General features: G+C 69.2%; 27 protein-coding genes. 22 read left to right on the top strand and 5 right to left on the bottom strand.

Annotation, left to right across the window (positions count from 1 at the left end):
- Window positions 1–34: 34 nt before the first annotated feature.
- The 3 genes from ACIA73_RS36980 to ACIA73_RS36970 are packed head-to-tail and all read right to left on the bottom strand — an operon-like array spanning window position 35 to window position 3829.
- Window positions 35–439: a DUF6262 family protein gene (locus ACIA73_RS36980; RefSeq protein ID WP_399443358.1), complete on the bottom strand. Its 405-nt coding sequence runs from the start codon at window positions 437–439 to the stop codon at window positions 35–37.
- Window positions 426–2714: a tyrosine-type recombinase/integrase gene (locus ACIA73_RS36975; protein ID WP_399443357.1), complete on the bottom strand. Its 2289-nt coding sequence runs from the start codon at window positions 2712–2714 to the stop codon at window positions 426–428. The genes ACIA73_RS36980 and ACIA73_RS36975 overlap by 14 nt, the downstream gene beginning before the upstream one ends.
- Window positions 2711–3829, bottom strand: a complete 1119-nt coding sequence (locus tag ACIA73_RS36970; RefSeq protein WP_399443356.1) for a tyrosine-type recombinase/integrase — start codon at window positions 3827–3829, stop codon at window positions 2711–2713. Before ACIA73_RS36970 ends, ACIA73_RS36975 begins: the two co-directional genes overlap by 4 nt.
- A 289-nt stretch (window positions 3830–4118) precedes the next feature.
- Between ACIA73_RS36970 and ACIA73_RS36965 the strand changes: the two genes are divergently transcribed.
- The 12 genes from ACIA73_RS36965 to ACIA73_RS36910 all read left to right on the top strand — a co-directional run bounded on the left by ACIA73_RS36965 (window position 4119) and on the right by ACIA73_RS36910 (window position 13793).
- Window positions 4119–4712 (top strand): hypothetical protein, encoded by a 594-nt coding sequence (locus ACIA73_RS36965; RefSeq protein ID WP_399443355.1) that lies wholly within the window; start codon window positions 4119–4121, stop codon window positions 4710–4712.
- Between the two features lie 104 nt (window positions 4713–4816).
- Window positions 4817–6835, top strand: coding sequence for a hypothetical protein (locus ACIA73_RS36960; protein WP_399443354.1), 2019 nt, complete (start codon window positions 4817–4819; stop codon window positions 6833–6835).
- A gap of 53 nt (window positions 6836–6888) precedes the next feature.
- Complete coding sequence (locus ACIA73_RS36955) at window positions 6889–7053, top strand: hypothetical protein (protein WP_399443353.1); 165 nt, start codon at window positions 6889–6891, stop codon at window positions 7051–7053.
- Window positions 7054–7204: 151 nt separating this feature from the next.
- Window positions 7205–7843 (top strand): hypothetical protein, encoded by a 639-nt coding sequence (locus ACIA73_RS36950; protein ID WP_399443352.1) that lies wholly within the window; start codon window positions 7205–7207, stop codon window positions 7841–7843.
- 1 nt (window position 7844) lies between these two features.
- Window positions 7845–8063, top strand: a complete 219-nt coding sequence (locus ACIA73_RS36945; protein WP_399443351.1) for a hypothetical protein — start codon at window positions 7845–7847, stop codon at window positions 8061–8063.
- Window positions 8064–8807: 744 nt separating this feature from the next.
- Window positions 8808–9278, top strand: a complete 471-nt coding sequence (locus tag ACIA73_RS36940) for a hypothetical protein (protein ID WP_399443350.1) — start codon at window positions 8808–8810, stop codon at window positions 9276–9278.
- Between the two features lie 20 nt (window positions 9279–9298).
- Window positions 9299–9691 carry a hypothetical protein gene (locus tag ACIA73_RS36935; RefSeq protein ID WP_399443349.1) on the top strand — a complete coding sequence of 131 codons (393 nt, stop codon included), beginning with the start codon at window positions 9299–9301 and terminating at the stop codon, window positions 9689–9691.
- 13 nt (window positions 9692–9704) lie between these two features.
- Window positions 9705–11930 carry a hypothetical protein gene (locus tag ACIA73_RS36930; protein ID WP_399443348.1) on the top strand — a complete coding sequence of 742 codons (2226 nt, stop codon included), beginning with the start codon at window positions 9705–9707 and terminating at the stop codon, window positions 11928–11930.
- Complete coding sequence (locus ACIA73_RS36925; RefSeq protein ID WP_399443347.1) at window positions 11927–12397, top strand: hypothetical protein; 471 nt, start codon at window positions 11927–11929, stop codon at window positions 12395–12397. Before ACIA73_RS36930 ends, ACIA73_RS36925 begins: the two co-directional genes overlap by 4 nt.
- 17 nt (window positions 12398–12414) lie before the next feature.
- Window positions 12415–12579 carry a hypothetical protein gene (locus tag ACIA73_RS36920; protein WP_399443346.1) on the top strand — a complete coding sequence of 55 codons (165 nt, stop codon included), beginning with the start codon at window positions 12415–12417 and terminating at the stop codon, window positions 12577–12579.
- Window positions 12580–12733: 154 nt separating this feature from the next.
- Window positions 12734–13069, top strand: coding sequence for a hypothetical protein (locus tag ACIA73_RS36915; protein ID WP_399443345.1), 336 nt, complete (start codon window positions 12734–12736; stop codon window positions 13067–13069).
- 517 nt (window positions 13070–13586) lie between these two features.
- On the top strand, window positions 13587–13793 hold the full coding sequence (locus ACIA73_RS36910; RefSeq protein WP_399443344.1) for a hypothetical protein: 207 nt from the start codon (window positions 13587–13589) through the stop codon (window positions 13791–13793).
- A 43-nt stretch (window positions 13794–13836) separates the two neighbouring features.
- On the opposite strand, the gene ACIA73_RS36905 is transcribed toward ACIA73_RS36910, so the two are convergent.
- Window positions 13837–14103 (bottom strand): hypothetical protein, encoded by a 267-nt coding sequence (locus ACIA73_RS36905; RefSeq protein ID WP_388259353.1) that lies wholly within the window; start codon window positions 14101–14103, stop codon window positions 13837–13839.
- Between the two features lie 50 nt (window positions 14104–14153).
- Here ACIA73_RS36905 and ACIA73_RS36900 point away from each other — a divergent pair, with 50 nt between their 5' ends.
- From ACIA73_RS36900 to ACIA73_RS36885, 4 genes are all read left to right on the top strand, one after another.
- Window positions 14154–14699, top strand: a complete 546-nt coding sequence (locus ACIA73_RS36900; protein ID WP_399443387.1) for an RRQRL motif-containing zinc-binding protein — start codon at window positions 14154–14156, stop codon at window positions 14697–14699.
- A gap of 94 nt (window positions 14700–14793) precedes the next feature.
- Entirely contained in the window at window positions 14794–15903 is a 1110-nt protein-coding gene (locus ACIA73_RS36895) for a tyrosine-type recombinase/integrase (protein WP_399443343.1), read from the top strand.
- Window positions 15900–16223: a helix-turn-helix transcriptional regulator gene (locus ACIA73_RS36890; protein ID WP_031116469.1), complete on the top strand. Its 324-nt coding sequence runs from the start codon at window positions 15900–15902 to the stop codon at window positions 16221–16223. The genes ACIA73_RS36895 and ACIA73_RS36890 overlap by 4 nt, the downstream gene beginning before the upstream one ends.
- 1208 nt (window positions 16224–17431) lie before the next feature.
- Window positions 17432–18481 carry a hypothetical protein gene (locus tag ACIA73_RS36885; protein WP_399443342.1) on the top strand — a complete coding sequence of 350 codons (1050 nt, stop codon included), beginning with the start codon at window positions 17432–17434 and terminating at the stop codon, window positions 18479–18481.
- A 30-nt stretch (window positions 18482–18511) separates the two neighbouring features.
- Here ACIA73_RS36885 and murJ read toward each other — a convergent pair whose 3' ends face one another.
- A complete protein-coding gene (gene murJ / locus ACIA73_RS36880) occupies window positions 18512–20194 on the bottom strand; it encodes a murein biosynthesis integral membrane protein MurJ (protein ID WP_399443341.1) in 1683 nt (560 codons plus the stop codon).
- 343 nt (window positions 20195–20537) lie between these two features.
- Between murJ and ACIA73_RS36875 the strand changes: the two genes are divergently transcribed.
- From ACIA73_RS36875 to ACIA73_RS36850, 6 genes are read left to right on the top strand one after another with little or no spacing between them, the layout of a single operon-like run.
- Window positions 20538–21047, top strand: a complete 510-nt coding sequence (locus ACIA73_RS36875; RefSeq protein ID WP_399443340.1) for a hypothetical protein — start codon at window positions 20538–20540, stop codon at window positions 21045–21047.
- The gene (locus ACIA73_RS36870; protein ID WP_399443339.1) at window positions 21044–21415 is read left to right on the top strand and encodes a hypothetical protein; all 372 of its coding nucleotides are present in this window, start codon (window positions 21044–21046) and stop codon (window positions 21413–21415) included. The genes ACIA73_RS36875 and ACIA73_RS36870 overlap by 4 nt, the downstream gene beginning before the upstream one ends.
- Window positions 21412–22368, top strand: a complete 957-nt coding sequence (locus ACIA73_RS36865) for an AAA family ATPase (RefSeq protein ID WP_399443338.1) — start codon at window positions 21412–21414, stop codon at window positions 22366–22368. Before ACIA73_RS36870 ends, ACIA73_RS36865 begins: the two co-directional genes overlap by 4 nt.
- Window positions 22365–22631 carry a hypothetical protein gene (locus ACIA73_RS36860; RefSeq protein ID WP_399443337.1) on the top strand — a complete coding sequence of 89 codons (267 nt, stop codon included), beginning with the start codon at window positions 22365–22367 and terminating at the stop codon, window positions 22629–22631. Before ACIA73_RS36865 ends, ACIA73_RS36860 begins: the two co-directional genes overlap by 4 nt.
- Window positions 22628–22822, top strand: a complete 195-nt coding sequence (locus ACIA73_RS36855; protein WP_399443336.1) for a hypothetical protein — start codon at window positions 22628–22630, stop codon at window positions 22820–22822. Before ACIA73_RS36860 ends, ACIA73_RS36855 begins: the two co-directional genes overlap by 4 nt.
- 35 nt (window positions 22823–22857) lie before the next feature.
- Window positions 22858–23700 carry a hypothetical protein gene (locus tag ACIA73_RS36850; RefSeq protein WP_399443335.1) on the top strand — a complete coding sequence of 281 codons (843 nt, stop codon included), beginning with the start codon at window positions 22858–22860 and terminating at the stop codon, window positions 23698–23700.
- The last annotated feature ends 10 nt before the right edge of the window (window positions 23701–23710 follow it).

Below are 23710 nucleotides of genomic sequence, written 5' to 3'. Positions count from 1 at the left end.
TTCCTCGTGCTGCAGCAGCGACGGAGTGTCCGACTCAACGAGGGTCGAGAGCTGGGGGCGCCAGCGCGCGGAGGCGACGGATCTCGCCGTGGGCGGTCTCCAGTTTTCGGGTGAGGTCGGCCACCTGGTCGCGGAGTTGCCGGTTGCGTTCGAGCGCCGTCTCCAGCCTGCGTCGCAGGGAGGCGTCGCTCGCCGTGAGCCGAGGACTGTGACGGAGAGCCGGGGCTCGCTGCTGGAGTTGGTTGATCGCAGTGATGAGGTCGGTCTGCGTGTATAGCCATGACCTGGAGACACCAGCGGCGTTCGCGATGCCGACGACCGTGGGCCGTTCGTTGCGGCGGCCGGCGGACGTGATGGCTTCCTCGGCGCGCTCGCGCGCCTGCCTGCTGCGGGTCTTCGACGCCTCGACGAGGAAGCGGGCGTTGTCAGCCGGTGTCATCGAGATCAGTCACCTTTCCTCCGGCCACGATCTGTTGCGGCCCGGCCTGTTCCAGGGCGTCGATGATGGTGTCGAGCTTGCCGAGCGTGCGGGTGTTCTTCTCGACGATGCGCGAGAGCCCGGCTTCACTGGCATCGCCGATGAGCTTGCGGGTCTCCTCCCGCTGGCGGCGGTGCTGATCGAGGAAGTCCCCGGTCGTGATGAAGAAGCGGCAGTCCAGGCAGGGGTTGGCGTACTCGCAGTCGGTCTGGATCGGGGCTCCGCAATAGCCGTTGGGAAGGCTGACCTTGGCGCGGACCAGGGACAGCCTCATCCAGGTGGCGTCGGCCAGTGGGTGATCAGTGGGCAGCGCAACGGGTTCGCCTTCGGCGTTGACCTTGAGCGACTTTTCCCAGTGCTCGCGCAGCGTCTTCTGGTGCAGCCGGGCGTAGACGGCCGTCATCTGTGGCGACATGTGGTCGAGCAGTTGCTGGACGATGTGCTGCGGAACGTTGGCGTTGATCAGCCGGGTGCCCAGCGTGTGGCGGAACTGGTGGAAGGTCACGCGGGCGGGGCGACCGTGTTCGTCGATGAGGCGGATGCGTTGCAGCCAGGTCTCCATCTGTTCGCGGCACCAGGTGTCCGAGGCGGCTTTGCGGCCGTTGAGGTTGGACTGCCAGCCGGGAAACAGGAAGCGGCTGCCGGCGGCGAAGCGGACCTGGACGCGCTTCTGTTGTGCGGCGATTTCGTCGGCCAGGGCCTGGCTGATGGGGAAGAACGCGATGCGGCCGTGGATTTTGTGGTTGACCCAGGACAGGTAGGGGGCGCCGGTGTCGTCGTGTGTGACGCAGTCGAACCGCAGACGGCGGGCGTCTTTCATACGCAGGCCGCAGGAGATCAGCAGCGGGACCATCAGGCGGAGATCGTCGGTGGAGATCAGAGCCAGGCTGGCGGGGTTTTCCATCTGCCGCATCAGGTGTTCGGAGATCCAGCGGGGCTTGGCCGGCGGCGGAGGCGGAGCGTCGTTGTAGATGATGGCGTCGCGCGGCAGGACCGGCTGCCAGTCGCGGGCGCGAGCGTCTGCGAGGAAACGGCCGACGGAGTTGACCGTGGCCCGGCGGGTGAACACGTCGGGGTAATCGACCGCCAGAGCGGCGATCCACGCCTCGATCCTGACGCGCGTCAGGTCGGCCGGTCCGGCCTTCGGCGGCAGATGCCGGGAGAGGTGGTGCAGGGAGCGCAGGTTCTGCGCGACGGTGTTCACACTGATCTTCGTGCTGATGCGCCACCGGCACCATCGTTTGCCCAGCTCACGAAGCCAGGGCTGAACTATGGGGCCGAAGCGCAGGTAGCGGACCTCTCCCTCGGTCAGGGCGAAGTGCCGCAGGTCCCAGACGTCGCGCGGATACTGGTCGGCCCACGGATCATCGGCGATGAGCAGGTGCTCCAAGGCGAAGCGGGTGTCCGCGATGAAGCGGAAGGCCACCACGTTGTGGCCATGACGTTTCCCGCCGGGCCCGAGCGGGGCGACGTGGTCGCGCCAGGACCTCTCGTCCCAGTCCAGGAGGCTGGAGACAGGTGCCTGGCTGGCCCAGGTGACCGCGCGGCGGACGTCGCGGGCGGGGGTGAAACGTATTCCCTCGTCGAGGCGGTGCTGCAGACCGAACTGGAACTCCAGACGCAGGGCAGGCGCCAACGGGTCCAGGCGAACCTTCGGGTCGCCGCGGCGAGCGAGCTCGTCGTACCAGATGTCGAGTGCTGGCCGGCCGTGCTTGCGCCACCGACTGTGATGGGTGTGACACAGCGGAGCGTCGGCGCTGTCGGTCCAGCGCGGGCAGTCGGGGAACCCGCAATCCCGCTCGGCGGACCGTGGTGTGCGCGGTGGCTGCAAGAGGGTCTCTCCCAGCCAGGTCGTGAGGGGTGGCCGTCCGGCGTAGGTCCATCGCGAAGCATGGCGGTGACACAGCCCGTGGGCGGCTCGGGCCCGGTTGCACCCGGTGACCAGGCAGGCGGGCACTTGGCGCCGCTGCTGAAGTCGCGTGTCCTCCTCTGCGGACCAGCCGTCCAGTTCGGCCGGGCGTCCAGCCGCCACCCAGCGATGGTGGTGGGTGCGACACAGCTTCAGGCGGCCCATGGTCAGCGTCGTCGGGCAGGACGGAATGCGGCACTCACCGGGGAAGAACACCGCGCTGTCGCGCGGAGGACTGAACACCTCGGCCCGGAATTCCGGGCGCACCGTCTCCATCAACTTGGCCAGCAGTCCGACGGTGCTGGGACTCGTGCGGGGTGTGTTCACCGAACCGGTGCCCCGTCCTTGATGATCCCGGCTGACAGGAGCACCCGCCGATGATCCTCAACATCGAGATGACTATAGATCTCTGCCGTGGTCTGGGTGCTTGCGTGACCCAGGAGTTCAGCGACGACCTCGATCGGAACCTCGGCCCGCAGCAGCCGTGTGGCGTAGGTGTGCCGGCAGGCGTGCGGCGAGAAGTGCCGGATACCGGTCCGCTTCTGCAGCCGCTCGACCAGCTCGTTGACGTTCGCCCGGGTCATCGGGGAACCGATCGGCGCGCGGAAGAGGTTGGCGAACACAAAGTCGCAGTCCAGCGTGCCGTACTCACTCTCCATGTAGGTCGCGTAGCGGTCGAAAAGCTCCGGCCGCACCGGGATGATCCGCCCCTTCATCCCTTTGACCCGGGCTCGGTTGGCGTTGTTCTCTCGCGGAACGACGTGTACCTCGCCCTTGCGAAGGTTGAGGTCCGCGTGCCGCAGGCCCAAGGCTTCGCTGATCCGCAGTCCCGAGTCGTCCAGGAGCGCGATCAGGAAGCGGTCCCGCCGTCTGTTGCAGGCGCCCATCAGCCGCTGCAGCTCGTCATCGGTCAGTGTCCGGGGCGGCTTGCGGTGGGCGTGGATGCGGATAGGGCTGTGCTCAACAACGGCCCCGCGCTGAGTGTGCGCCAGCATCGGCGTATAGGTGCCCGTCGGCTGCCTGGTCAACAGGTCGCCCAGGAGCGCGGGCACGCTCTCATCCCGTCGAGCGTGGAACCGGTAGAAGGACGCGAGCGCGGCACGCTTCCGCTGCAGCGTTGTGTTCTCCAGAGCCTGGCCGACGCCGGGCAGCACAAACACCTGCGGGGCGCGGGCCGACTTCGGGCGGCGCAGCCAGTCGAAGAACTGGGCGAGCGTCTCCAGCCGCAAGCGTCGGAAGTCCAAGCCCATCTGCCTCAGCCAGACGAAGAAGTCGCGCAGGTCGTAGGCGTAGCCCTGCACCGTGTTCGGCGAGGCGCCTCTCGCCGTCAGGTACGCGAGGAAGTCCTCCACGTCATCGACGGGCAAGCCGTCATCCCCCACCACGGTGTACGAGACCGGCCCGTCCTCGGACAACCGCAACCTCTGCACTGCGAACGACACACCACACCCCAGGACGACATGGACAGGCGAACACGACCCGTCCATGTAGCACCTAAAGGCCCTCCTGTGACAGCGAGTTGGACATCAAAGACACCCGCAAGACTGATGGACATAGTTGAGGACACCGGGGAGCTCCTGCCCAACGGCCAGATCATCGCCCCGCACCGGCCTCTCGCCATGGTCTGACGGCTGCCTGATCCGCCCGCCCCGCCCGCCGAACTCTGGCGGCCGGGGCGGGCGGTGACGGGAGCCGGACAGCCCGGACCGAGTGATCCACCAGGAGCGACAGATGCCACAGATGCCCGAGTACACCACCACCCTCTCCCCCACCCCGCCCGCCCTCACTGCGGTGTTCAGCGACGAGACGCTGACCAGGGCGGCCGAGCTCGCCGCCGACGCCTACCGGCCCCTGTGGGTCGGCCCGTCCGGCGAGGAGTCCTCCGGCGAACTGGTGGCCCGCCACCTGGAGGCCACCAGCGCCCTGCTCGACAAGGACGGATGGGTCCGCGCCTACGACTACAGCAAGGACTGGTCGACCGGCGCGAACCTCGCCGCCGACGACTCCCAGACGGTCGAGCAGATGGTCCGCTCGCTGGTGCGCTTCGTCCGCGAGGACAGCGGGCCCGGCCCGCAGCGGTCGCTGTCCACCGCCCTGGGACACATCGGTGTGGCCGGCGCACACGGCGACCCCGACACCGCGTACATCGCCTCCGAGGTCATGAACTTCGTGGTCCAGGCCCACACCGGATCGGACTCGGCCCGTGTGACGCCGTGGTCGGAGCGCAAGCACCGTACCCACGCGGACATCACCGCCCTGCTGATGGCCAGCGCCCGGTTCGCCCGCCTCCACGGGCCCGCCGGCCAGGAACCGGAGGCGTCCTGAGCCGGCGCTGCCGCCTCACTGACTCACCACCCCCGCAAGCGCTGCCGGGCCGCCCCGCTCTCAAGGGACGGCCCGGCCGGCGTATCCCAGAAAGGACTCCGCCTGTGAGCACCCGACGCCAGCCCGCCCGCAAGGCTCCCGCGAAGAAGAACACGACGACTAGGACCACCACCGCCACGGCCGCCAAGACGGCAGCGGCGACCGACGCGAACACGTCGGTGGTCACCGAGCCCGCCCCGGCCCCGGCTCTCGACACCGAGGCGCTCGTGACGGCCGCCCGTGCGGAAGCCGACCAGCTGCTCGCCGCCGCGCGCACCGAGGCCGACGACCTTCTCGCGCAGGCCCGCCAGCAGAGCGCCGATGCCGACAGCGCCGCACGGAAGGCGCAGGCGGAAGCGGACAGCATCCTTCAGGTCGCCAAGGACCAGGCGGCGCGGATGCACAAGCTGACCGAGGAGCAGATCGCGGCTGCCGAGGAGACCGTGCAGCGCGCCCGCACGATCGCCGACGGCGACCTGGCGGCTGCCGAGCAGACTCTCGCCCGCCGCCGTCAGGCCGCGGAGAAGCTCCAGGCGGAGGCGGAAGCGGAGGCCGCCCGGATCGTGGAGGCCGCCCGTACCCGTGCACAACAGGTACGTGCCGAGGCGGAGCAGGACAAGGACCGGCTCCAGGCCGAGGCCGACGCCACCGCCGCGCACGCCGGGCACCTGGTGGAGGAGGCCAAGCAGCGTGCCGGTGACCTGGTGGCCGCTGCCGAGGACGACGCCCGCGCCCGCCGGGAAGCCGCCGCCGCGATGCGTCAGCAGGCGGAGAAGGACTCCGAGCACCTGCGCACCCGGGCCCGCGAGGAGGCCGCGACGGCGGAAGAGGATGCGGCCCGCCTCCTGGACGACGCCCGCGCTCAGGTTGCCGAAGTGCTGCGCGAGGCCGAGCAGGACGCCGACGGCACGCGCGGCGAGGCGCAGCAGGTCCTTGAGGCCGCGCAGGTCCGCGCCGAAGAGGACGTGCTCAAGGTCCGTTCCCTCGCGGAGGCCAAGGCGGCCGGTGCCATCTCCAGCGCGAACACCGCCGCCTCCGAGCGGATCACGGCGGCGGAGAAGGAGGCAGGCCGTCTGGTCGCTGCCGCCCAGGAGGAAGCCGAGCAGGTCCGCAACCGTGCCCGCATGGAGCAGCAGACGGCGTGGGGGGAGCTGGAGGCCACCCGTGCGGAGGTCGCGGAAGCCCAAGCGCTCATCGCGAAGCAGGAGCGGCGGAAGAACTTCGTCGATACCTGGGGGCCGCGTGTGGCCCTGGGCGCGACGATCGTCCTTACCGCGTCCGGCGAGTTTGCCCTGGCCAAGATGAGCGGCTGGCCGACGGAGGTTGCCTGGGCGCTGCCGCTGGCGATCGACGTCTACGTCGTGCAGGCGTTCCGCCGGCACCGCGACGTCGCCGGTGCGCTGATCCTCATGGTCGCAGCCAACGCGATCTACCACCTCGCGGACGCCGGGCTGGTCGGCGTCGACGGCAAGGGCAACCCGCTGTGGTGGCTCATCGTCAGCGTCGCCGCCATCGCCCCGTGGGTGATGTGGCGCATCCACCAGATCACCAAGGAGCCCAGTGAGACGGACTCCGGTGAGACCGGCACCGGCAACGGAGCCGGGCCGGATGAGACGGACCGCGCCGCACCCGCCGATGAGACCGAGCACACCCGGGCCGCCGATTCCGGCGCCTTCGGTGAGACGGTTCCCCACCCGCGCATGGCCCCGGCGCTCGTTGCCGAGACCGACGGGGGTGAGACCCGCCGGGCACTTGAGACAGGTGCCACCGAGACAACCGCTCCAGTGAGCACGACTGAGACAGCGTCTCAGTCGAGTGAGACGCACAGGTCAGGCCGTGAGACGGCTCCTTCGGACAGTGGCGCGACTCCGCTTCCGCTGCGCTCCGTTGAGACCGGCCGCCCCGCTCTCGCCCGGGACGCTGAGATCGAGGGGCAGATCACTTCGCTGCTCAGTCTCATGTACCGGCGCAAGGGTGCGGAGACCGTCTCAGTGGACGAGGCCAAGGATGTCCTCGGTGTCTCACGGGCCACGGCTGGCCGCCGCCTTGAGATCGCACGGTCCCGCTTCAAGAACGTCTCGTGAGATCACGCGGCCAACCAGACCGCGTCAGCCCCGACCGAGAAGGAGTTGTTCCTGTGAGCACTTTCCAGTACGCGCTTGGCCTGGTCCTCGTCCTGCAGGCGGTGGCCGCCGCGGTGGCCACACCGTTCCTGCTGGCCCACGCCCGGACTGAGCACGACCACGGACCCGGCTGCTGGTGGTGCCACCCGCACCTTCCGGGCACGCGCAGCCGGCGCTGAACCCAGCGTCCGACACCCACGGTGAAGGCCAGCCCAAGTCGAAGTTGGGCTGGCCTTCGCCGTGACTGCCGGAAGCAGCCACAGCCCACCCAGTACAGCACGTTTCCCCTGATCAGACCCTCTTCCGCATTGAACAAGGAGTCAGCCGCCCATGTCCGGAATCGACTGGGACAAGGAGTTCAGCCTCATGAACCCCCCGCCCCCCCCGACGACCCCGACTCCGGATAAGCCGGAGAAGCCCGCGACCTCGCGTCTTTCCGCCGCGGTCGGCGGGATGCGCCGCAATACCGCGGCGCTCGCCGTGTGCGGCACGATCGCCGTCGTCGCCGTGTGCGGCACGCTCATCACCGTCACCGGTATGCAGGCCGAGCAGGCCGCCCAGGAGCGTGCGCGCGCCAAGGAGAGCGCCGCGAACGCCCTGGTCGAGGCGGAGGCCGACAAGCAGCGGGCGCAGACCGAGGAGGCCGCCGCCAAGTCCGTGTACGAGCGGGAGATGACCGTCTACCGCGAGTGCATGAAGCTCCGCGCGGCGGCGGTCGCCAAGGCCGTCTCGTACGACATCGCAAGGATCCCCGAGTGCGACGCCCCGGCCTTCAACGGCACGGACACCAAGGCCCAGAAGCCCGCCAGTGGCGGCGCCGGAGGCGGCATCACTTCCAGCCCGTGGCTGTGGGTGGCGCTCGTCGGAGGCGGCGGATTCATCGCCTACAAGAAGCTTTCCGCGCCCTCCGGTTCAGGCGCGGTAACCCCCATGAACAACAAGGGATTCACCTTCGAGAAGGGTGCATGAAATGACGCTCCAGTTCTTCGCTCTCGCCCTGTTCTGCTGGGCTCTGTTCTTCACCTTCAAAAAGACCAAGGGAAAGCAGCTGGTGATCTGCGTGATGCTGATCATCTCCGGGATCTTCCTGCCGTACACGCCGTTCAGCGAGCAGATCCGCACCACGCTGGAGTCCGTGTTCAACACGGCGAACACGACCGTGAGCAACATCGGCTCATCGTCGCACTGAGTGAACAAGTGCGGTTACCGGTTACCGGTTACAGCCTCCAGGAGTACCCCGAGCCCCCCGCTGGAGGGTCCGAACCGGGGTCCTGTGGGCCTGTAACCGGTAACCGGTAACCACCCGAGACCACACAGAGTCACAGAAGGGAGGGTCATGGAACTCCTCGTACTCCTCGCCATCAGCTACCTGTTCGGCGTGGAGAAAACGCACGGGAAATACGAGCAGGCGGGAATCAAGAAGCCCCCCGCCAAACCGAAAGAGAAATGGGAGCCGACCCGGACTCCGGAAACATTCAGAAACGCGCCGTACAACGTCGCGGCGAAAACACACTACGGTCTTCTGGCGGGCGCCAATTGGGCCGGTGGGCTACGCGACGGATGGCGCTCGGGCTACCTCAAAAAACCGAGTGAGAAGCCTTCCGTTTCCACTTCCGCCGGGCCCGCTGCAGGGCCGGCGGCGGCCACCGTGCCGCCCAAGCCCACCACGCCCCCGACCCCTCCGCCGACAACCCCGCCGACAGCGACCCCGCCCCCGGCGGAGCCGTCGGCAACACCCCCGCCGGCGGCGGCCACGGTGCCGCCCAAGCCCACCGCCCCCCCGACTCCGCCGCCGACGACCCCACCACCCACTCCCCCGCCGCCGACGGCCCCACCGACGACGGGGGCGCCGGGGTCCGCGGTCCCCCCGAAGGGCACCATCCCGCGGCCCCGCACCGTCACACTGCCCGACCACATCCGGAAGGACCCCGCGATGCAGCCCACCCCGCCCGTACCGCACTCCGCGACCGTCGACGACAAGGGCATCCACGTCTCGACCGCAGCCGGGAAGTCCCGCACCTACAGCGGCGGTGAGGTAATGACCCTCACCCAGGTCATCGACCTCGCCGAGGGCTCAGCCACCCTGTGCCAGGCCAGCACCGAAACCGCTCTGGAACTCATGGACGAGTCCGTGGAGCTGGCCACGGACTGCGACACGCTCATCGCCGAGATCACCGAGAAGGGCGTCGGCGTGAACCTCATCGGCAAGTGCGAGGTGCTCAAGGAGCAGCTCGACCTCCAGGCCGCCGCCGCCAAGGACGTCCACGACAAGATCCAGGGCGGCGAGGAGGCGTGCCGCACCGCCTCAGCGAACGCGGAGCTTAGGCACGGCGGGATCTTCCGGGCCGTCGCCGACTCCCCCCTGACCAAGCCCGCCGAGCGCGACTTCTACAACGCCCGCTGAACAGACAGGAGAGGTACCGCATGAGCGTCACCGAGACCCTGAAGGACGCCGCGACCTACGCGGCGCTGCGCACCAAGCTGGCCTGGCTCACCCACAAGGTCCACGCCCACGCCCAGACCGTCACCACCCTCGCCTCCGACGTCGACGACGCCGCCGAGCAGATGCTGGACGCCTCCGAAACGATGAAGGCGCTGGCCGTCGACGACGCGACCACCGCTGAGTTCGCCGACGCCGCGCTGACCATGACCGGCGTCAAGGACGCGGCCGGCGCCTACACCTCCGCCGCCGACAGCGCCTCCGCGGCCGCCGACGACGCGAAGACCAGCACGGAGAACGACCACGGCGGGATCGCCGACGCGGTCGACTCCTCCCCCGTCGACATGGCCGAAGCCGCCTTCTACACCCAGAGCTAAGGAGATACAGACCGTGGGGCCGACCCGAGAACAGTTCATCCAGTACGCGCCCGCCGCGCTCGCGGTGGTGCCTCTCGTGGCCGGCCCCTGGTCCGCCCTCGCCGCCGCGGCGGCCGGAGCCTGCGCGTGGGCCGTCAACACCTCCGCCCCGCATCTGCGGTCCCTGATCGCGTGCGGGCTCACGACCACCGGCTGCGGCATCGCCGCAGGCGAGGTCCTCGCCAGCGGCATGAACCCGCTGATCGCCCTCGGGCTCGCCGTTCCGGCCGGGGCGGCCGCCCTCGCCCACCACCGCAACCTCACCGGCCACATCCCCGCCGCCGCGCTCACGCCCGCGACCACGACCAAGGGCGCGGGCACGGGAGCGGGGCTGACGTCGCAGGAACAGGTGATCGCCGCCTGGTGGGCGGAGTTCATCTCCGGGCCCACCCAGACCGAGGGCCGCAAGCTCATCCAGCCCGGGGCAAACCTGGAACACCTCGGCCTTCAGATCGACGGCGATCACGTGGCATTCACCGGGATCATCACCCTGCCCCCCGGGCAGCAGGTGAAGGTCCGGGAAGCCGACATCGCCGCTGTCTACCGGGTCCCCGTCTCCCAGGTCGAACTGGGAGACCCCAAGCACTACGCGCCGAACGCCCTTCCCGTCACCGTGCAGTTGAAGGTGGCGGCGGCGCAGCCGCAGATCACGGCCGGAGCCCCCACGACTCCCCAGGAGCTGTGGGCCGTATACGTCGGCGTGCCGGAGGGCGCGATGCCCGGTACCACGCTGACCGTCACCCGCTACGACGGGCCGCTGGACTGGGAAGGCACCGCCACCCGAGACCGCCGGGCGATCGGCACAGTCAACCTCCAGGACCTCGCTGGCAACCTCGACCTGGAAACGATCCAGATCGCTCTGGCCCCCGGCGACAAGCCGTCGCAGATGGGGATCCGGGTGATGCGGGAGCACGCGCTGATGCACGGCACGATGCTCTCCTCGGTCCTGGACGAGCTGTCGATGGACGCGCGCGGCTACGTCCGCGCCGGCACCTACGTCGACAGCCGGGCCGCCCTGCTGCCGCTGGCGCAGCCCGGCTCCGGTGCCCGCCACCTCTACCTCGTCGGCGGGTCGCGGTCGGGCAAGTCCGGACTGCTGGAGCAGATCCTGCTCTCCGCCCACAAGTCACGCATCGCCGTGATCCTGGCGTCCCCGCAGGCCGGTACCATCGCGGGAGCCTCGCTGGCCGCCTACTGCGGGGACGGCCTGGACGAGGCGATGGGCGCGCTGCGCCTGGCCTACGCGCTGATGCTCGACCGCGAGGCCCGCTACCGCAGCCCGGCCTTCCCTTTCACCGACCCGCTGGTCCTGTTCGTCATCGACGAAGCGCACATGCTGCTGTCGGCCTCCTCGCCGTACCACCTGGAGGCGAAGGCGATCGTGGAGCAGCTGACCCGCCGGTCCCTCAAGCGGGGCATCGGCGTGGTCCTGGCCACCCAGACCCCGCTGGCCGAAGACCTCGGCAACTCCACCGTGATCCGTTCCCAGTTGCTGATCGGCGGCGGCGCGGTCTTCCTGCGCTGCGCGCGCGGTCAGGGCTCCCTGGTCGGTGCGAACGCGGTGGAGGGTGCGGAGGGCATCGACCTGTCGATGATCCCCTCGCAGTGGCCCGGCCAGTACGCCAAGGTCTCCGACCGGGACATGAGCGGCCTGGCCACCGAAGTCGCCGCCGCTCCCGAGGACGGCACCTTCGGCCTGGGCTACCTCCTCACGCCCGGCTCGCAGGCCGTCCAGTTCCGTTCCCTGCACCTGGACGTGCCGCCCGTCTCCCTCGCCGGAGGCGGGTCGCCGGTCAGGATCGAGGACTGCGACGCCTGGCGTGAGCGCGACACGATCGCCCAGACGCCGATGGTCGACAAGCGGGGCAAGAACCTGATCGGCAGCCTCGCCGACCTCCTCGCCGCAGCCGAGGGCGCCCCCTCCTCGCAGGAGGCGGCCCACCACCACCCCGGCGGTCTGCACGTAGTCGCCGGATCCAGCAGACCCAGTGCTCCCGGTGCGGCCGCGGGGGCATCCGACGGACAGGAGCTGATCAAGCCGCGCATCCTCGAACTCCTGAGGGAGCAGTCCATTCCGATGACCGCCGAGACCATCGCCCGAAAGCTGGGCACCTCCGCGAAGAACATCAAGCCGCGCCTGTCCGAGCTCAAGAAGCGGGACGAGGTCACCAACGAGAACGGCCTGTGGAGGGCAGCATGAACACCCACACCCACACCCACACCCAATCCCAGTTCACCCCCGTCGACCAGGACCTGTACGCGAAGGCGTTCCAGCTCCTCGACCCCAGCCCGAAGTCCGACGCCTCTGCGGCTCCCGTCGCTCCCGCACCGGTCTCCCCCGTCCCCTCCGCCCCGCCGGTGCATCGGCCCGGCGCGGTCGAGAAGACCCTCACCGACGCCCTCGCCATCCTCGACAGCCACGGCTGGGCCAAGCGCGCCCTCGTCCGTCCCGACGGGGCCCGCTGCTCCATCGGCGCACTGCGAGCAGCGGCAGGAGCCCGCAATGCCGCCTACTGCGACGCGGGGAATCTCCTCCTGGACGAGGCCCGCAAGCAGCACGGCAAGAGGTGGGAAGCGATCCCTTCCTGGAACGACTCCCACACCGGAGCACAGGTGCGTAGCGTGTGGGAGGCCGCCATCCGGCGCGCCCACCACATGAACATCTGACCCGGTTGGAGCTGCCCGTGTCGTTCTCGTTCACCAACCCCGAACCGGACCGTGACGACCGGTCGTTCTCGTTCACCGGCTCGGACCCGGCCGACATCGACAGGCAGCTCCAGACGATCACCGACATGGCCACCGAGATCCTCCGCCTCGTCGCGGACGTCCGCAGGCAGATCAACCACTGATACCGAGTCACCGCCCCAGGCCCGGCCCCGTGAACCGGGCCGCACGCACCAAAACCCCATAGCCCCACCCCGCGCCCCGCCCGGAGAGCCCTTCCGAGCGGGGCGCAGCTCTGCCCCGCCCCACCACCCCAAACCCCTTAGGAGACCAGGCCCCGTGCGCCGTTATCGCTACCGCTGCAGCGTCTGCCGCACCACCAGCCCCGTCCTCTTCGACCTGCCCGACCTGGCCGCCGAAGGCGAGGGCCACCGCCTCACGCTGCACGGCGGGCACATACCCGACGAAGAAGTCGTGGGTGAGGTCGACAGACTCGGTCGCTGGTACGCCGCCCTCTCCCCGCTCGTAGCGCTCCACGCGCGCATCGCGGACGGGCTCAGCGACCTCCACAACGAGAAGACGATCGGCCACTACTGGTGGGCCAGCGTCGGTGCCGCCCTCATCCTCGGTGCGGCCGCCGCCCTCGTCCTGGCCGTCATCGCCGCCGCCCTCTGAACCCAGCCCCGACCGCCCTGCCTGGTCCTCACCCACCCCGGATGAGGGCCGGACAGGCCGACCGGCCCTCTTCCCGCGCCCCGCCGACGCACCGACGTCAGCGGGGCGCGGTGTCGTCTACCGCCTGCTGGAGGAGATCACTCGTGCTCATCCCTCGCCCGCGCCGCCGGATCGGCCGCCCCCGCCCACAGCGCCCCGGCCCCCGCTACCCGCAGCCCCCGCACCGCCTCCCGGAACCCTGGAGCCGGTGATGCCCCGCCGCAAACGGCGCCGCCGCGAGGCGAAACGGGTAGCGCGCAGCGACGCGCTCCTCGAAATTGGAGTTCACGCTGGTTCCTTCGCGATGTGCCTGCCGAGAAGAGTGCAAGTGGGGAGGTGGGAGGCCTTCTACCGGACTTCATTCGTACGTGTGAGGTGTTCGCAGTAACTGGCAGATTCTGCGAGTACGGCCAGTAAGTTGCGATGCCATGCAGGATTCGGCAGCCCTCTCACCGCACTGCACATCGACCGCCCGCCCGTGGGAATCTCCAACTTCTCATCTCTCCGCGACCGCATCGGCATCAACTTCACCCAGCTCCGACAGGACCGGTTACTGGACGAAGCGCAGGAGACCGCTGACCCTGTCAGGCTGATGCGCTTGTTCGGGATCACCTCCTGCACCGCGATCCACTACGTCCGCACCGCCCACCCCGAACGCTTCACGATCGACCCCACCCGGGCATAGGCGCCGTTACCATCCGGTGCTGGTGGCGAACCGACCGAGGTCGTTAAGGCCTGAGTTTGTTCAGCTGAGGATCGAAGCAGACCAGACCCATGGACCGCGCAAGGTCAGCCGCGAAGCCGGAGGCCTCCTCAGCCATGCTCCAGCGCATCGGGAAGTAGATCAGTGAGCCACGGGCCTCGCCGATCAACGGACCGGTGGACCACGGCGAGGTGTCGTCGTCGTCTTCGGTCAGGTCGCACCAGCGCTCAAGGAGCCCGGCGACATAGTCCCGGATGCGCTCGGTCGGAGGCTCGTCAGTCTCCGTCTCCATGAGGCGGTCGTAAAGGTCGTTAAAGACCCGACCAGCAGTCTTATCGTCCGCTGGTCTTTCGCCTTCCCATACTGCCAAGTCGTAACTCATGCCCGCGAGGCTTTCACAGCCCACTGACACCAGCGGAGCCGGGCGAACCCGCGTGCCTCCCCGAGTGTTGCCCACCCACCGCCAGCGCGTTCCCGACCCGGTGGCCTTCAGATTCTGCGAACCCGCTGGTTTCGGAGTTCGACCGTGGCGCAGTACCCGAGGGCCTGGTCACCCGACGGCAGTTACGGGACATGGGCCTCAGCCCGGGTGGCAACAGGGGCCCGGTGGCCATCCTGCGCTGCCGGTTGTGCAGGAACACCCCGCAGTGGTCATGCCGCCACCCCACCAGGGGCTTCCTGCTCCGCGTCGACCTGGCCGCACCGAAGCGGAAGCCGACGCTGGCTCAGGAATGGGCCCTGGACCGGGCGATGGCCAAACGCCAGACCTGTCCCGTCCCCACCTGCGGACGGCGGTACGAATTCTGTCTCCAAGCTGCCGTATTGCATCAAATGCAACACATCTCGCGCTGCGCCAACTCGCTGAGCTGCAGTTGGTGCCCAGGTTAGTGCCGGGTCGGTGGCTGGTTGCGATGCGCTGACCTGGCGCCCGTTACCGACTCAACGATGATGCGTTAGATGCATCGTGAGTGCTGTCGTTGATATGCCTGGAGCCGCGCGCCTTGTCCTCGCCGACGGAGTCGTACACCTGGACCCCGAACCCGCTGTCCTGGAAGCGATGCTGGAGGGCTGGGCACTGCAGCAGCGCACGCGCTTCTTGAGGGAGTCGACGATCCGCCCCCGGATCGCGCTGGTCCGTCGACTGGCCCGCTTCACCAATGAGTACCCGTGGCAATGGGACCCCGCCGAGGTGGAGGCCTTCTTCGACGACCTTCGTACTCGGCGCCCTGGAAGGCCACTGGCGGTGTCGACCGCACGGAACTACCAGAACGACCTGCGGCTGTTCTTCGACTACATCACCGACACCCGCTACGGCTGGCCGTCCACCTGCAGTGAGCGCTTCGGCCGGGCTCCGGTCCAGCTCTTGCACGAGTGGAACACGATCACCCACACCAGCGAGTACGAAGGAGCCGCCGAACGCCGCCCGCTCACCTACGACGAAGTCCAAGCGCTCTTCGACGCCGCCGACGGCCGCGTTGAGGAGATCCGCACACGACGACGCAAGGGCTCCCTCGCGGCGCTTCGTGACGCCATGGTCCTGAAGACGGTCTACGCCTACGGCCTGCGGCGACAGGAAGCGTGCGGCCTGGACCTGTGCGACCTGCGCCGGAATCCCAAGGTCGCCGAATACGGCCGCTTCGGGGCGATCTTCGTCCGCTACGGCAAGGCATCCAAGGGCGGGCCTCCCAAGCGCCGCAGTGTTCTGACCGTCCCTGAGATGGACTGGATCGTGGACGTTCTCGACCAGTACGTCAGCGAGATCCGCCCCGCCTTCGTGCCGGGCAGGCACCCGGCATTCTGGATCACCGAGCGCCGCGACCGGATGTCCCTGAGACGGCTGAACGGCGCCTTCGAGACGGCGCGCCGGGCCGCCGCCCTGCCTGCGGAGCTGGACCTGCATTCGCTGCGGCACAGCTATGTGACCCATCTGATCGAGTTCGGTTATCCAGAGAAGTTCGTCCAGGACCAGGTCGGCCACGCCTACGCCAGCACCACGGCCATCTACAGCCACGTTTCGGACGAGTACCGAAACCGGCTGCTGCGACGCTCACTGCAAGCCCGGCACGGCGATCTATGGGGGCAGGAAGCATGATCAGGAAGATGGGCATCGACTGGCAGCTTCGGATCCGTATGGCGGAGAAGGGCATGTTCCAGACCACGGAACTCGTCCCGCTGCTGGCCGAACGCGGCGTGCATCTGTCGCGTGAGCAGGTCTTTCGTCTCGTGACCCAGACACCGCAACGGCTGTCCATGGACACGCTCGCCGCGTTGTGCGACATCCTCGCATGTGAGCCCAACGATCTGATCCAGGTGGAGGTCGCCAACGCTGAGGTGCGCAAGACCGCCGGCGAGCAGACGGCGTCCCGGCCGCAAGCGCGTCGCACGACGATCCGGCGCCCAGGCCCGGAATGACCGCTCCTCTCCGCCTCGAGGAGGCCCACCGACAGGTCATCGCCCACCTGACCGCCCGGCTCACGGGGGTGACCGGCGAACAGGCAGCGCAGGCACTGGAGCGCGGGAAGATCACAGCACGTTCCTGCGTCGGTCTTGCCCGCCATATCCAGGACCACCAAGACGCCCTGACGAATCCGGGCCCGACACCTCCGCAGAATCTGGTACGGCTCGCGCATGCCCTGACGGACGCCGGATACGGTCCGGTCACCCTGCCGACGTGCGTCGGCTGCGGAAAGACCTCGCGCCAACTCACACATCGCCTCCCGGCCGGACACTGCTGTTCGGCCTGTGCTCGTCGGGTGCGGCCGCCGAATACCTGCTCAGGCTGCGGCCGACAGATGAAGATCAACGCCAGGGGTCCCAACGGTCCGCTCTGCGGCACCTGCTACGGCAAGCACGTTGCCACCGCATGCGGGCAGTGCGGGCGCGTACGTCGCGCGACCTTCCGCATGCCCGACGGCAGTGTCCGCTGTCAGGGGTGCCACCCACGCCCGCTCCGCACCTGCGTCGGGTGCGGAGCTCAAGCTCCAGTCCAAGCGATCTCGGCGGACGGCCCGGTCTGCCGGCGCTGCTACCGACAACCCCAGCGCCGCTGCGGCAGCTGCGGAGAAGTCCGCAAGGTCGTCCGGCGCGGCGGCGAGGACACGCCCGATCTGTGTTCCCGCTGCTATGACGCACCGCCGGTCGCCTGCTCCGCCTGTGGCCGGCTACGGCCCTGCGCGCGCAAGGTGGCCGGACAGCCGTTCTGCCAGAGGTGTTACCCCCGCCCTGCGGGGCCATGCGCACGCTGTCTCCGTGACCGTCCTGTTCACGCCTACTGGCCGATGGGCCCGGTCTGCACAAGCTGCTACTCGGCAGTGCGTGAACACCCCGGGGCCTGCGTTCAATGCGAACAGCAACGTCCGCTCATCGGTTTCACCGAAGCGGGGAACGGGATCTGCGGACCCTGCGCCGGGGTCGATCTCACCTACGCGTGCCAGCGTTGCGGCACAAGCGAGAAGATCTTCCGCGAGCGATTGTGCACCCGCTGCTTCACCACGAAGCAACTGGCCGAGGCGCTCGGTGGAGATGGCACAACAGTCCCCAGACAGCGGCAAGACTTTTACTCGGCTCTTTCCGCCGCCGGACACCCTCGCCGAGTGGCGTATTGGCTGACCTGCGATGGCGTGTCGACTCTTTTGTCCCAACTAGGCGCTTCCGGTGCGGAGTTCACCCACCAACAGCTCGACGACCTGCCCAATACGCCGACCACTCGCTACATCCGCGACGTCCTCGTCGCCGCTGCGGTGCTGCCACCGAGGGACGACCGACTGGAGGCCCTGCCCCGCTGGGCAGACGCCCTCTTGGCCCAGGCACCACTCCCCCAGCGCAAGTTCCTCACCCCCTTCACCCACTGGTACCTGCTGCACCGCATCCGCCGGGCCCACCGGCACCGCCCGCTACGCGCCAGCACGCAGCACCAGATGCGATCACGACTGCGCCGAGCCCTGGAACTGCTCGACTGGCTCGACGAGCACGACATCCCTCTCGGGAAGCTCACACAACCAGAACTCGAGACGTGGCTGGAAGAAGGGCCTGAGAAACGTCATGAAGTGCGTTCCTTCATCACCTGGGCGACAGGCCGGGGCCAGGCCGGCGAACTCGCAGTCCCCAGGACCCCCGTCGCCGCACCCAGTGTCTTCAGCACGGACGAGGACCAGGCCGAACAACTGCACCGGTGTCTCGACGACGATGCACTGCCTCTCGATGTCCGCACGGCCGGCGCCCTGACACTCCTCTTCGGGCTGCAGCACACCCGACTGCTCGAACTCACCGTGCACGACATCATCGACGACGACACGGTGGTGGCGCTCAACCTCAACGGTCATCGCCTTCCGCTGCCACCCGAAGTCGCCCAGCTAGTCCGCGCACTGCGCGACCAGCGCCAGAAACGCTGGCACCTCGACCAGACGGCCAGCACAACACCATGGCTGTTCCCCGGGCAGGAGCCCGCCCGCGCGCTCGGAGCTACCTACCTCTACTTGAAGCTCCGCCGACACGGCATCGCACCCCTCGCCAGCCGGAACAGTGCTCGTCTCGCGCTTGCCACCGATCTACCAGCATCTGTCCTCGCCGACTTCACCGGCACCAGCATCAGCAACTCCACTCGCTGGACCGGATATGCCAAGCGGGACTGGCTCGACTACATCGCCAGCCGCGCGCAGGACCGTCCATGAAGCACGCCTGCTTCCATCGTCTGCCTGGACTCAGCGCATTCCGGGCAGGCGACGCAACTCGTTGACCTTCATCAGCCGCGCGAGAAGGAGGTACCCCACGGCTGTTGCCAGCGCCCCGGTAGCCAGCGCGACGGCCGTAGGCCACGTTCCACTTCCCAAGCCCGCACACCCACGCGCTGCAGCCCAGCCCAGCCCAGCCGCCGGGCCCGCGGCGCAGAACAGTTTCACGTAGGTGCGGCGCAGGTCGCCGTCGTCGATGCGGCCCCCAAGCCTCCTGCGCAGCAGATGCGCGGTGAGCGCGAGACCGGCCACGTAGGAGAGGGTGTAGGAGCCGGCCATCCCGACGACCGCCCAGCGGGCGGGCAGCAGCAAATGACAGGCGGTGGCCAGGGCGATGTTCACGCCCGCGATCCAAGCCGCCATGAAGAACGGCGTGCGCGTGTCCTCGAACGCGTAGAAGCCACGCAACAGCAGGTACTGGGCGGAGAACGGGATGAGCCCGAGTCCGAACGCCTGCAGCATGTACCCCAGCGGTCGGACCGAGTCGGCGTCCGCCGCCCCGTGGGCGAACAGCAGCGCGGAGATCTGCGGCCCCAGAGCGAGGAAGAGGAACGCGGCGGGCACAATGACTACGCCACTGATTCGCAGCACCCGGGACAGGTCCGCGCGTAGATCCGGGACGCGCCCCTCAGCGACGGCCCGGCTCATACGCGGCAGCAACGCCGTCACCAGGGACACCGTCACGATCGACTGCGGCAGCATCCAGATGGTCTGCGCGTAGGTGTAGGCCGAGTAGCCCGCGCCGGCCTGCGGCAGCTCCTGGTCGGCGGCATTGGCGTAATTCGTGACCACCGTCAGAGCGACCTGGTTGGCCAAGACGAACAGCAGCGTCCACTTCGCCGCGTGGACGCTCTTGCCCAAGCCGGTGCCCCGCCAGTCGAACCGCGGGCGGAAACGGAAACCGGCCGCCCGCGCGAACGGGATCAGCGCCAAGGCCTGCACGGCGATGCCTGCCGTCGTCCCGATCCCCAGCAACTGCACCTGGTCGGCGGTGATGTCCTCCACCCGGTCGGGAACCGTCATGAGCCCCAAATAGGCGGCGAACATGCCTACCAGCACCACGTTGTTCAGCACCGGGGTCCACATCATCGCCCCGAACTTCTCGCGGGCGTTCAACACCTGCCCGTAAATGCTGAACAGCCCATAGAAGAAGATCTGCGGTAGCAGGAACCGCGCGAACGTCACCGTCAGCTCGAACGACTCATGACTGCCCGGGGTGTCCCGCATGTACAGGCCCACGATCTGCGGCGCCGCCCATACCGCCAGCGCCGTCCCCACACCCAGCACGCACACCACGAGCGTGACCAGACGCTGCTCGTAGGCACGTCCGCCATCAGGCTGTGTCGTCCTGGCCCGCACCAGCTGCGGCACGAGCACAGCGTTGAGCGCGCCACCGATCAACAGCGTGTACAGGCTCGTCGGCACGGTGTTCGCCGTGTTGTACGTACTGGCCAGCAAGCCCGTGCCCAGCGCCGCGGCCTGCAACACCTGACGGATCAGCCCCGTCGCCCGCGACACCACCGTGCCAACAGCCATCAGCAAAGACGAACGAGCCAGCCCGCCCTTGTCCTTCTTCCGCCGGGCGGCATGCCGCCCCCTCGTCTGCTGCTCCTGCGGCATGGTCTGCGCCGCGGAGTTCGCCCCCTCCACCATGCCGTCAACCTATGCCCCAAGGTTCCTCGGCCCCAATTCCGCCGTCTCGCCGCAGAGTTCGGCGAACGTCCCCCGGCCGTGACCGTGGCCAGGAATACGACAGCAGCGGAACAAGTGCTCTGCGCCAGTACCGCTGAAAAAGATCGGCTCCTGCCTGGAATGCGCCGAGGGCATCCCGGCCGACCCCAGCAGCTACGTCGCGCCCGCCGTTCACCGGCTGGCCGCGTAGCGCGAACCCCGTCCCGGCCACACAGGCCGGGACGGGGCCACACCGGGCGGCCGCAGCACCGGCAAAGGCCGGCCGCCCGCTCCCTCACCTCTTCGAGATCAGGAGAAACCCAGCATGACGCATCGCCCCGCCACCTTCGCCGCCCTGCTCGGACTGACCCGCGCCGCCAGCGCCGTCGGCGATTTTTGGATCCAGTCGGACTTCTGCGCCCGTGTGAAGGGCGCCTCCGACGACTACCCGGTCACCTACGAGGACCCGGCCACGAACAAGAAGACCACCCACGGCACGGCCGACGGCCGCAACGCATGCCTGACTCATTGCCTGACCTACACGGCCACGCAGGCACTCGTGGCCGGGGCCGGGGCCCGCGCGCTCGGCATCCGGGTCCACCCGGCCGCCGCCGCGGCCGCGCTCGCTCTCTCCTTCGCCACCCACTACGCCGCCGACCGACGCGTCCCGGGCAAGGGCCTGCTGGAGAAGATCGCCACCAAGACCGGCAAGGGCGACTTCTACCGGCTCGCCGACTTCGGCATGAACGGGGCCTTCCACCTCGACTCCGCCTGGCACCACGGCTGGGAGACCGTTGCCGCCCTGGTCGCCACCACCAAGGCCACCACGCGGTGACCGGCCACACCCGCACCCGCACCCGCACCCGCCTGGACCGCGTACGCGCCAGCGTGGGTATCGCCGCGCTCGCCGTCCAGCAGATCGAGGACGACCTGAGCGCCGACGACGTCGACCCCCGCGAGCTCGCGGCGATCCTGCGCGAGCTCCAGCAGGACACCGACTCCCCCGGCGGCCCCGACGGCCTCTTCCCCGCGCTCGCGCAGCTGGTCACCGCCGCCGCACACCGCGCGGAACAGATCGAGCCCCACAGCGACGGCGACGCCTCCTGCCCCCTGCACGAGGCCGCCGCACTGCTCACCGACAACGCCGGACAGCGCCTCACCTGGGCTGCCCGCTCCCTTCACCCGCAAGGAGACCCCGCATGACCTCGCTGTATTCGGAGCTGCCCGAGAACGGGCTGATCGTGCTGATCGGTGCCTCCGGTGCGGGCAAGACCACGCTGGCCCGCACCTGGCCGGCCTCCCAGGTCCTCTCGCTCGACGCTCTGCGCGGCGCCGTCAGTGACTGCCCCGGCGACCAGGGCGCGACCGGCGACGCCGCCGACGTCCTCCAGCTGATCCTGGAGCACCGGATGGCCCGGGGCCGCAACACGGTCATCGACGCTACGAATCTCGAACGGCCCATCAGGGCAGAGCTGGTGACGGCCGCGAAGCGGCACGGCGTACCGGCCGCCGCAGTCGTTCTGGCGACGCGGCTGTCGGTGTGCCTGCAGCGGCAGGGACCGCGCCCGGACAACCGCCGCGTTCCCGAGGACGTCGTGCGCGCCCAGCATCAGGCGGTGCCGTACGACCACCAACAGCTGAGCGCCGAAGGGTTCGACACGGTGGTCTTCGCGCACAACCTCCGCCGCCTGGAGCCGTTCCTGCAGCGGCTCTCGCACGCCCGGGAGGCCGACCTCGGACGTGAGGGCAGCGAGGGCCTGGGTGACCTGCTCCTGGTCCGCCGCTTCTTCGGCCCGGAGATCCTGCCGTTGTGGCAGTGGCTGCCCGAGTCGGACCTGGCGGGCGGCCGGGACCGCGTCGCGGAGATCCGCCTCGGAGAGCAGAAACTCACCCTGGCGTTCCGCGACGACGTCGACGGCGAGGGGGACTTCGGCTTCGACGTGGCGCTGCCCTGTCCCGTCGACTCGGAGTGCACCGGGCCAGCATGGGCGCCCGCCTACTCGGTCACCGATCTGCACAAGGCGCTGACCGGCGCGATGGACAGCGACCCCGACATCACCTGCACCATCCACGGCGGGCCCGATGACGACCAGGACGACGACCCCGAGGGCCGCGCCGACCTTGAGGCACAGGCACTGGAGGCGGTCAGCGGATGACTGCCAAGACCTCAGCATGCGGATGGGACCAGGCCGCCTTCCGGTGCGGACGGTGCGGTGCTGAGCACACCGCCACCACCGAGGCCGACTACCTCAAGGTCGTCGGCGCTCACGGTGACGCCCATGCCGTGTGGGACCGGCTCAACCCCATCGAGCGCGACGGCATCGCCTCGGTCCTGCGCACCATCCTGTCAGCGCCGGACCTCGCCGTGGAGCTCCTGGCCCTCGCCGACCGGCCGCCGGCCGGAGGCGAGGACCGGTGAGCCGCGCCGCCGACGGCCCGCACCCGCTCACCCCGGCTGGCCTCCCGGCCGGGGACGAGTGGGCGCAGTGCTGCCCGGCCTGCCACCTCCCGATCCAGGGCGGCAGCGCCGGAATGACCGCGCACCGCCGCACCGTCCACACCCGCGCGGGCGACCCGCGCACCCCCATCACCGTCCAGCTCCAGTTCTGAGCGGCCCCGGCCGCCGCCCCCGAAGGGACCTCGACATGCAGACGATCACGAACACGTACGGCACCCCGCACCACGTCAGCGACACCAGCCCGGCCCACGTCACGAGCTGCGACTCCTACCGACTGCCCCTCGTAGGCACCATCGCCCCCGGCAACCCCGGCTACGAGAACATGGTCAAGATCCTGCGGGACAACGGCCACGACACCCGCCCCGAGGGGTACGGGCTGATCTTCCTGGAGTCCGAGGAGTTCTCCGCGACCTACTTCGGGTCGATCGAGCAGATCGAGCAGTACAAGCGCGACAACGTCGACGGCAAGGGCACTTTCGACGCCGCGCTGGGCGTCACGTACGCGCAGTGGCCCCACGGCAAGGGCTGGGACACCTTCCTCCCCCGCGTCTTCTGGAACCTGCAGGCACGCGGTGCGATCGCGGACGGCCTCGGCCTCGTCACCGCCTTCGCGCACACCGAGATCCCGGGTGCGGAGGTCATCGTCTACGAGTTCGAAGGCAAGTGGCTTCCCGACGGCGAGGCGCAGCAGATGGTCACCTACCACTGCACGGGCTGCCACATGGACACGTTCCACGACTCGGGGCACGTGCACGACAACACCGGTCCCGACCGCCGCCGTTGGGCTGCCCGCCAGGCCCGCCAGCACCTGATCAGCGCCTCCCGGCACGGCGTCGGCGACAAGAGCAGCGCCTGCCGCCCCAACAACGGCGAGATGCTGCGCGCCGTGAACGCGGTGGCCCGCGAGAAGTGGGGCACCACGGGCAACGCCCTGCCGGACACCGACGACGCGTACTGCGCCACCAAGGGCCCCTGCTCGGTCATCCGCGAGCTCCGCGCCGGGATTCGCCCGCCGGTCTACCGCGCATGAGCTGCCCCAC

Origin of the sequence: Streptomyces sp. NPDC051561 (genome assembly GCF_044454195.1) — a bacterium.
GTDB lineage: Bacteria > Actinomycetota > Actinomycetes > Streptomycetales > Streptomycetaceae > Streptomyces.
Note: the sequence above shows the minus strand (reverse complement) of the source record. Positions and strands in the feature narration are given on the sequence as shown.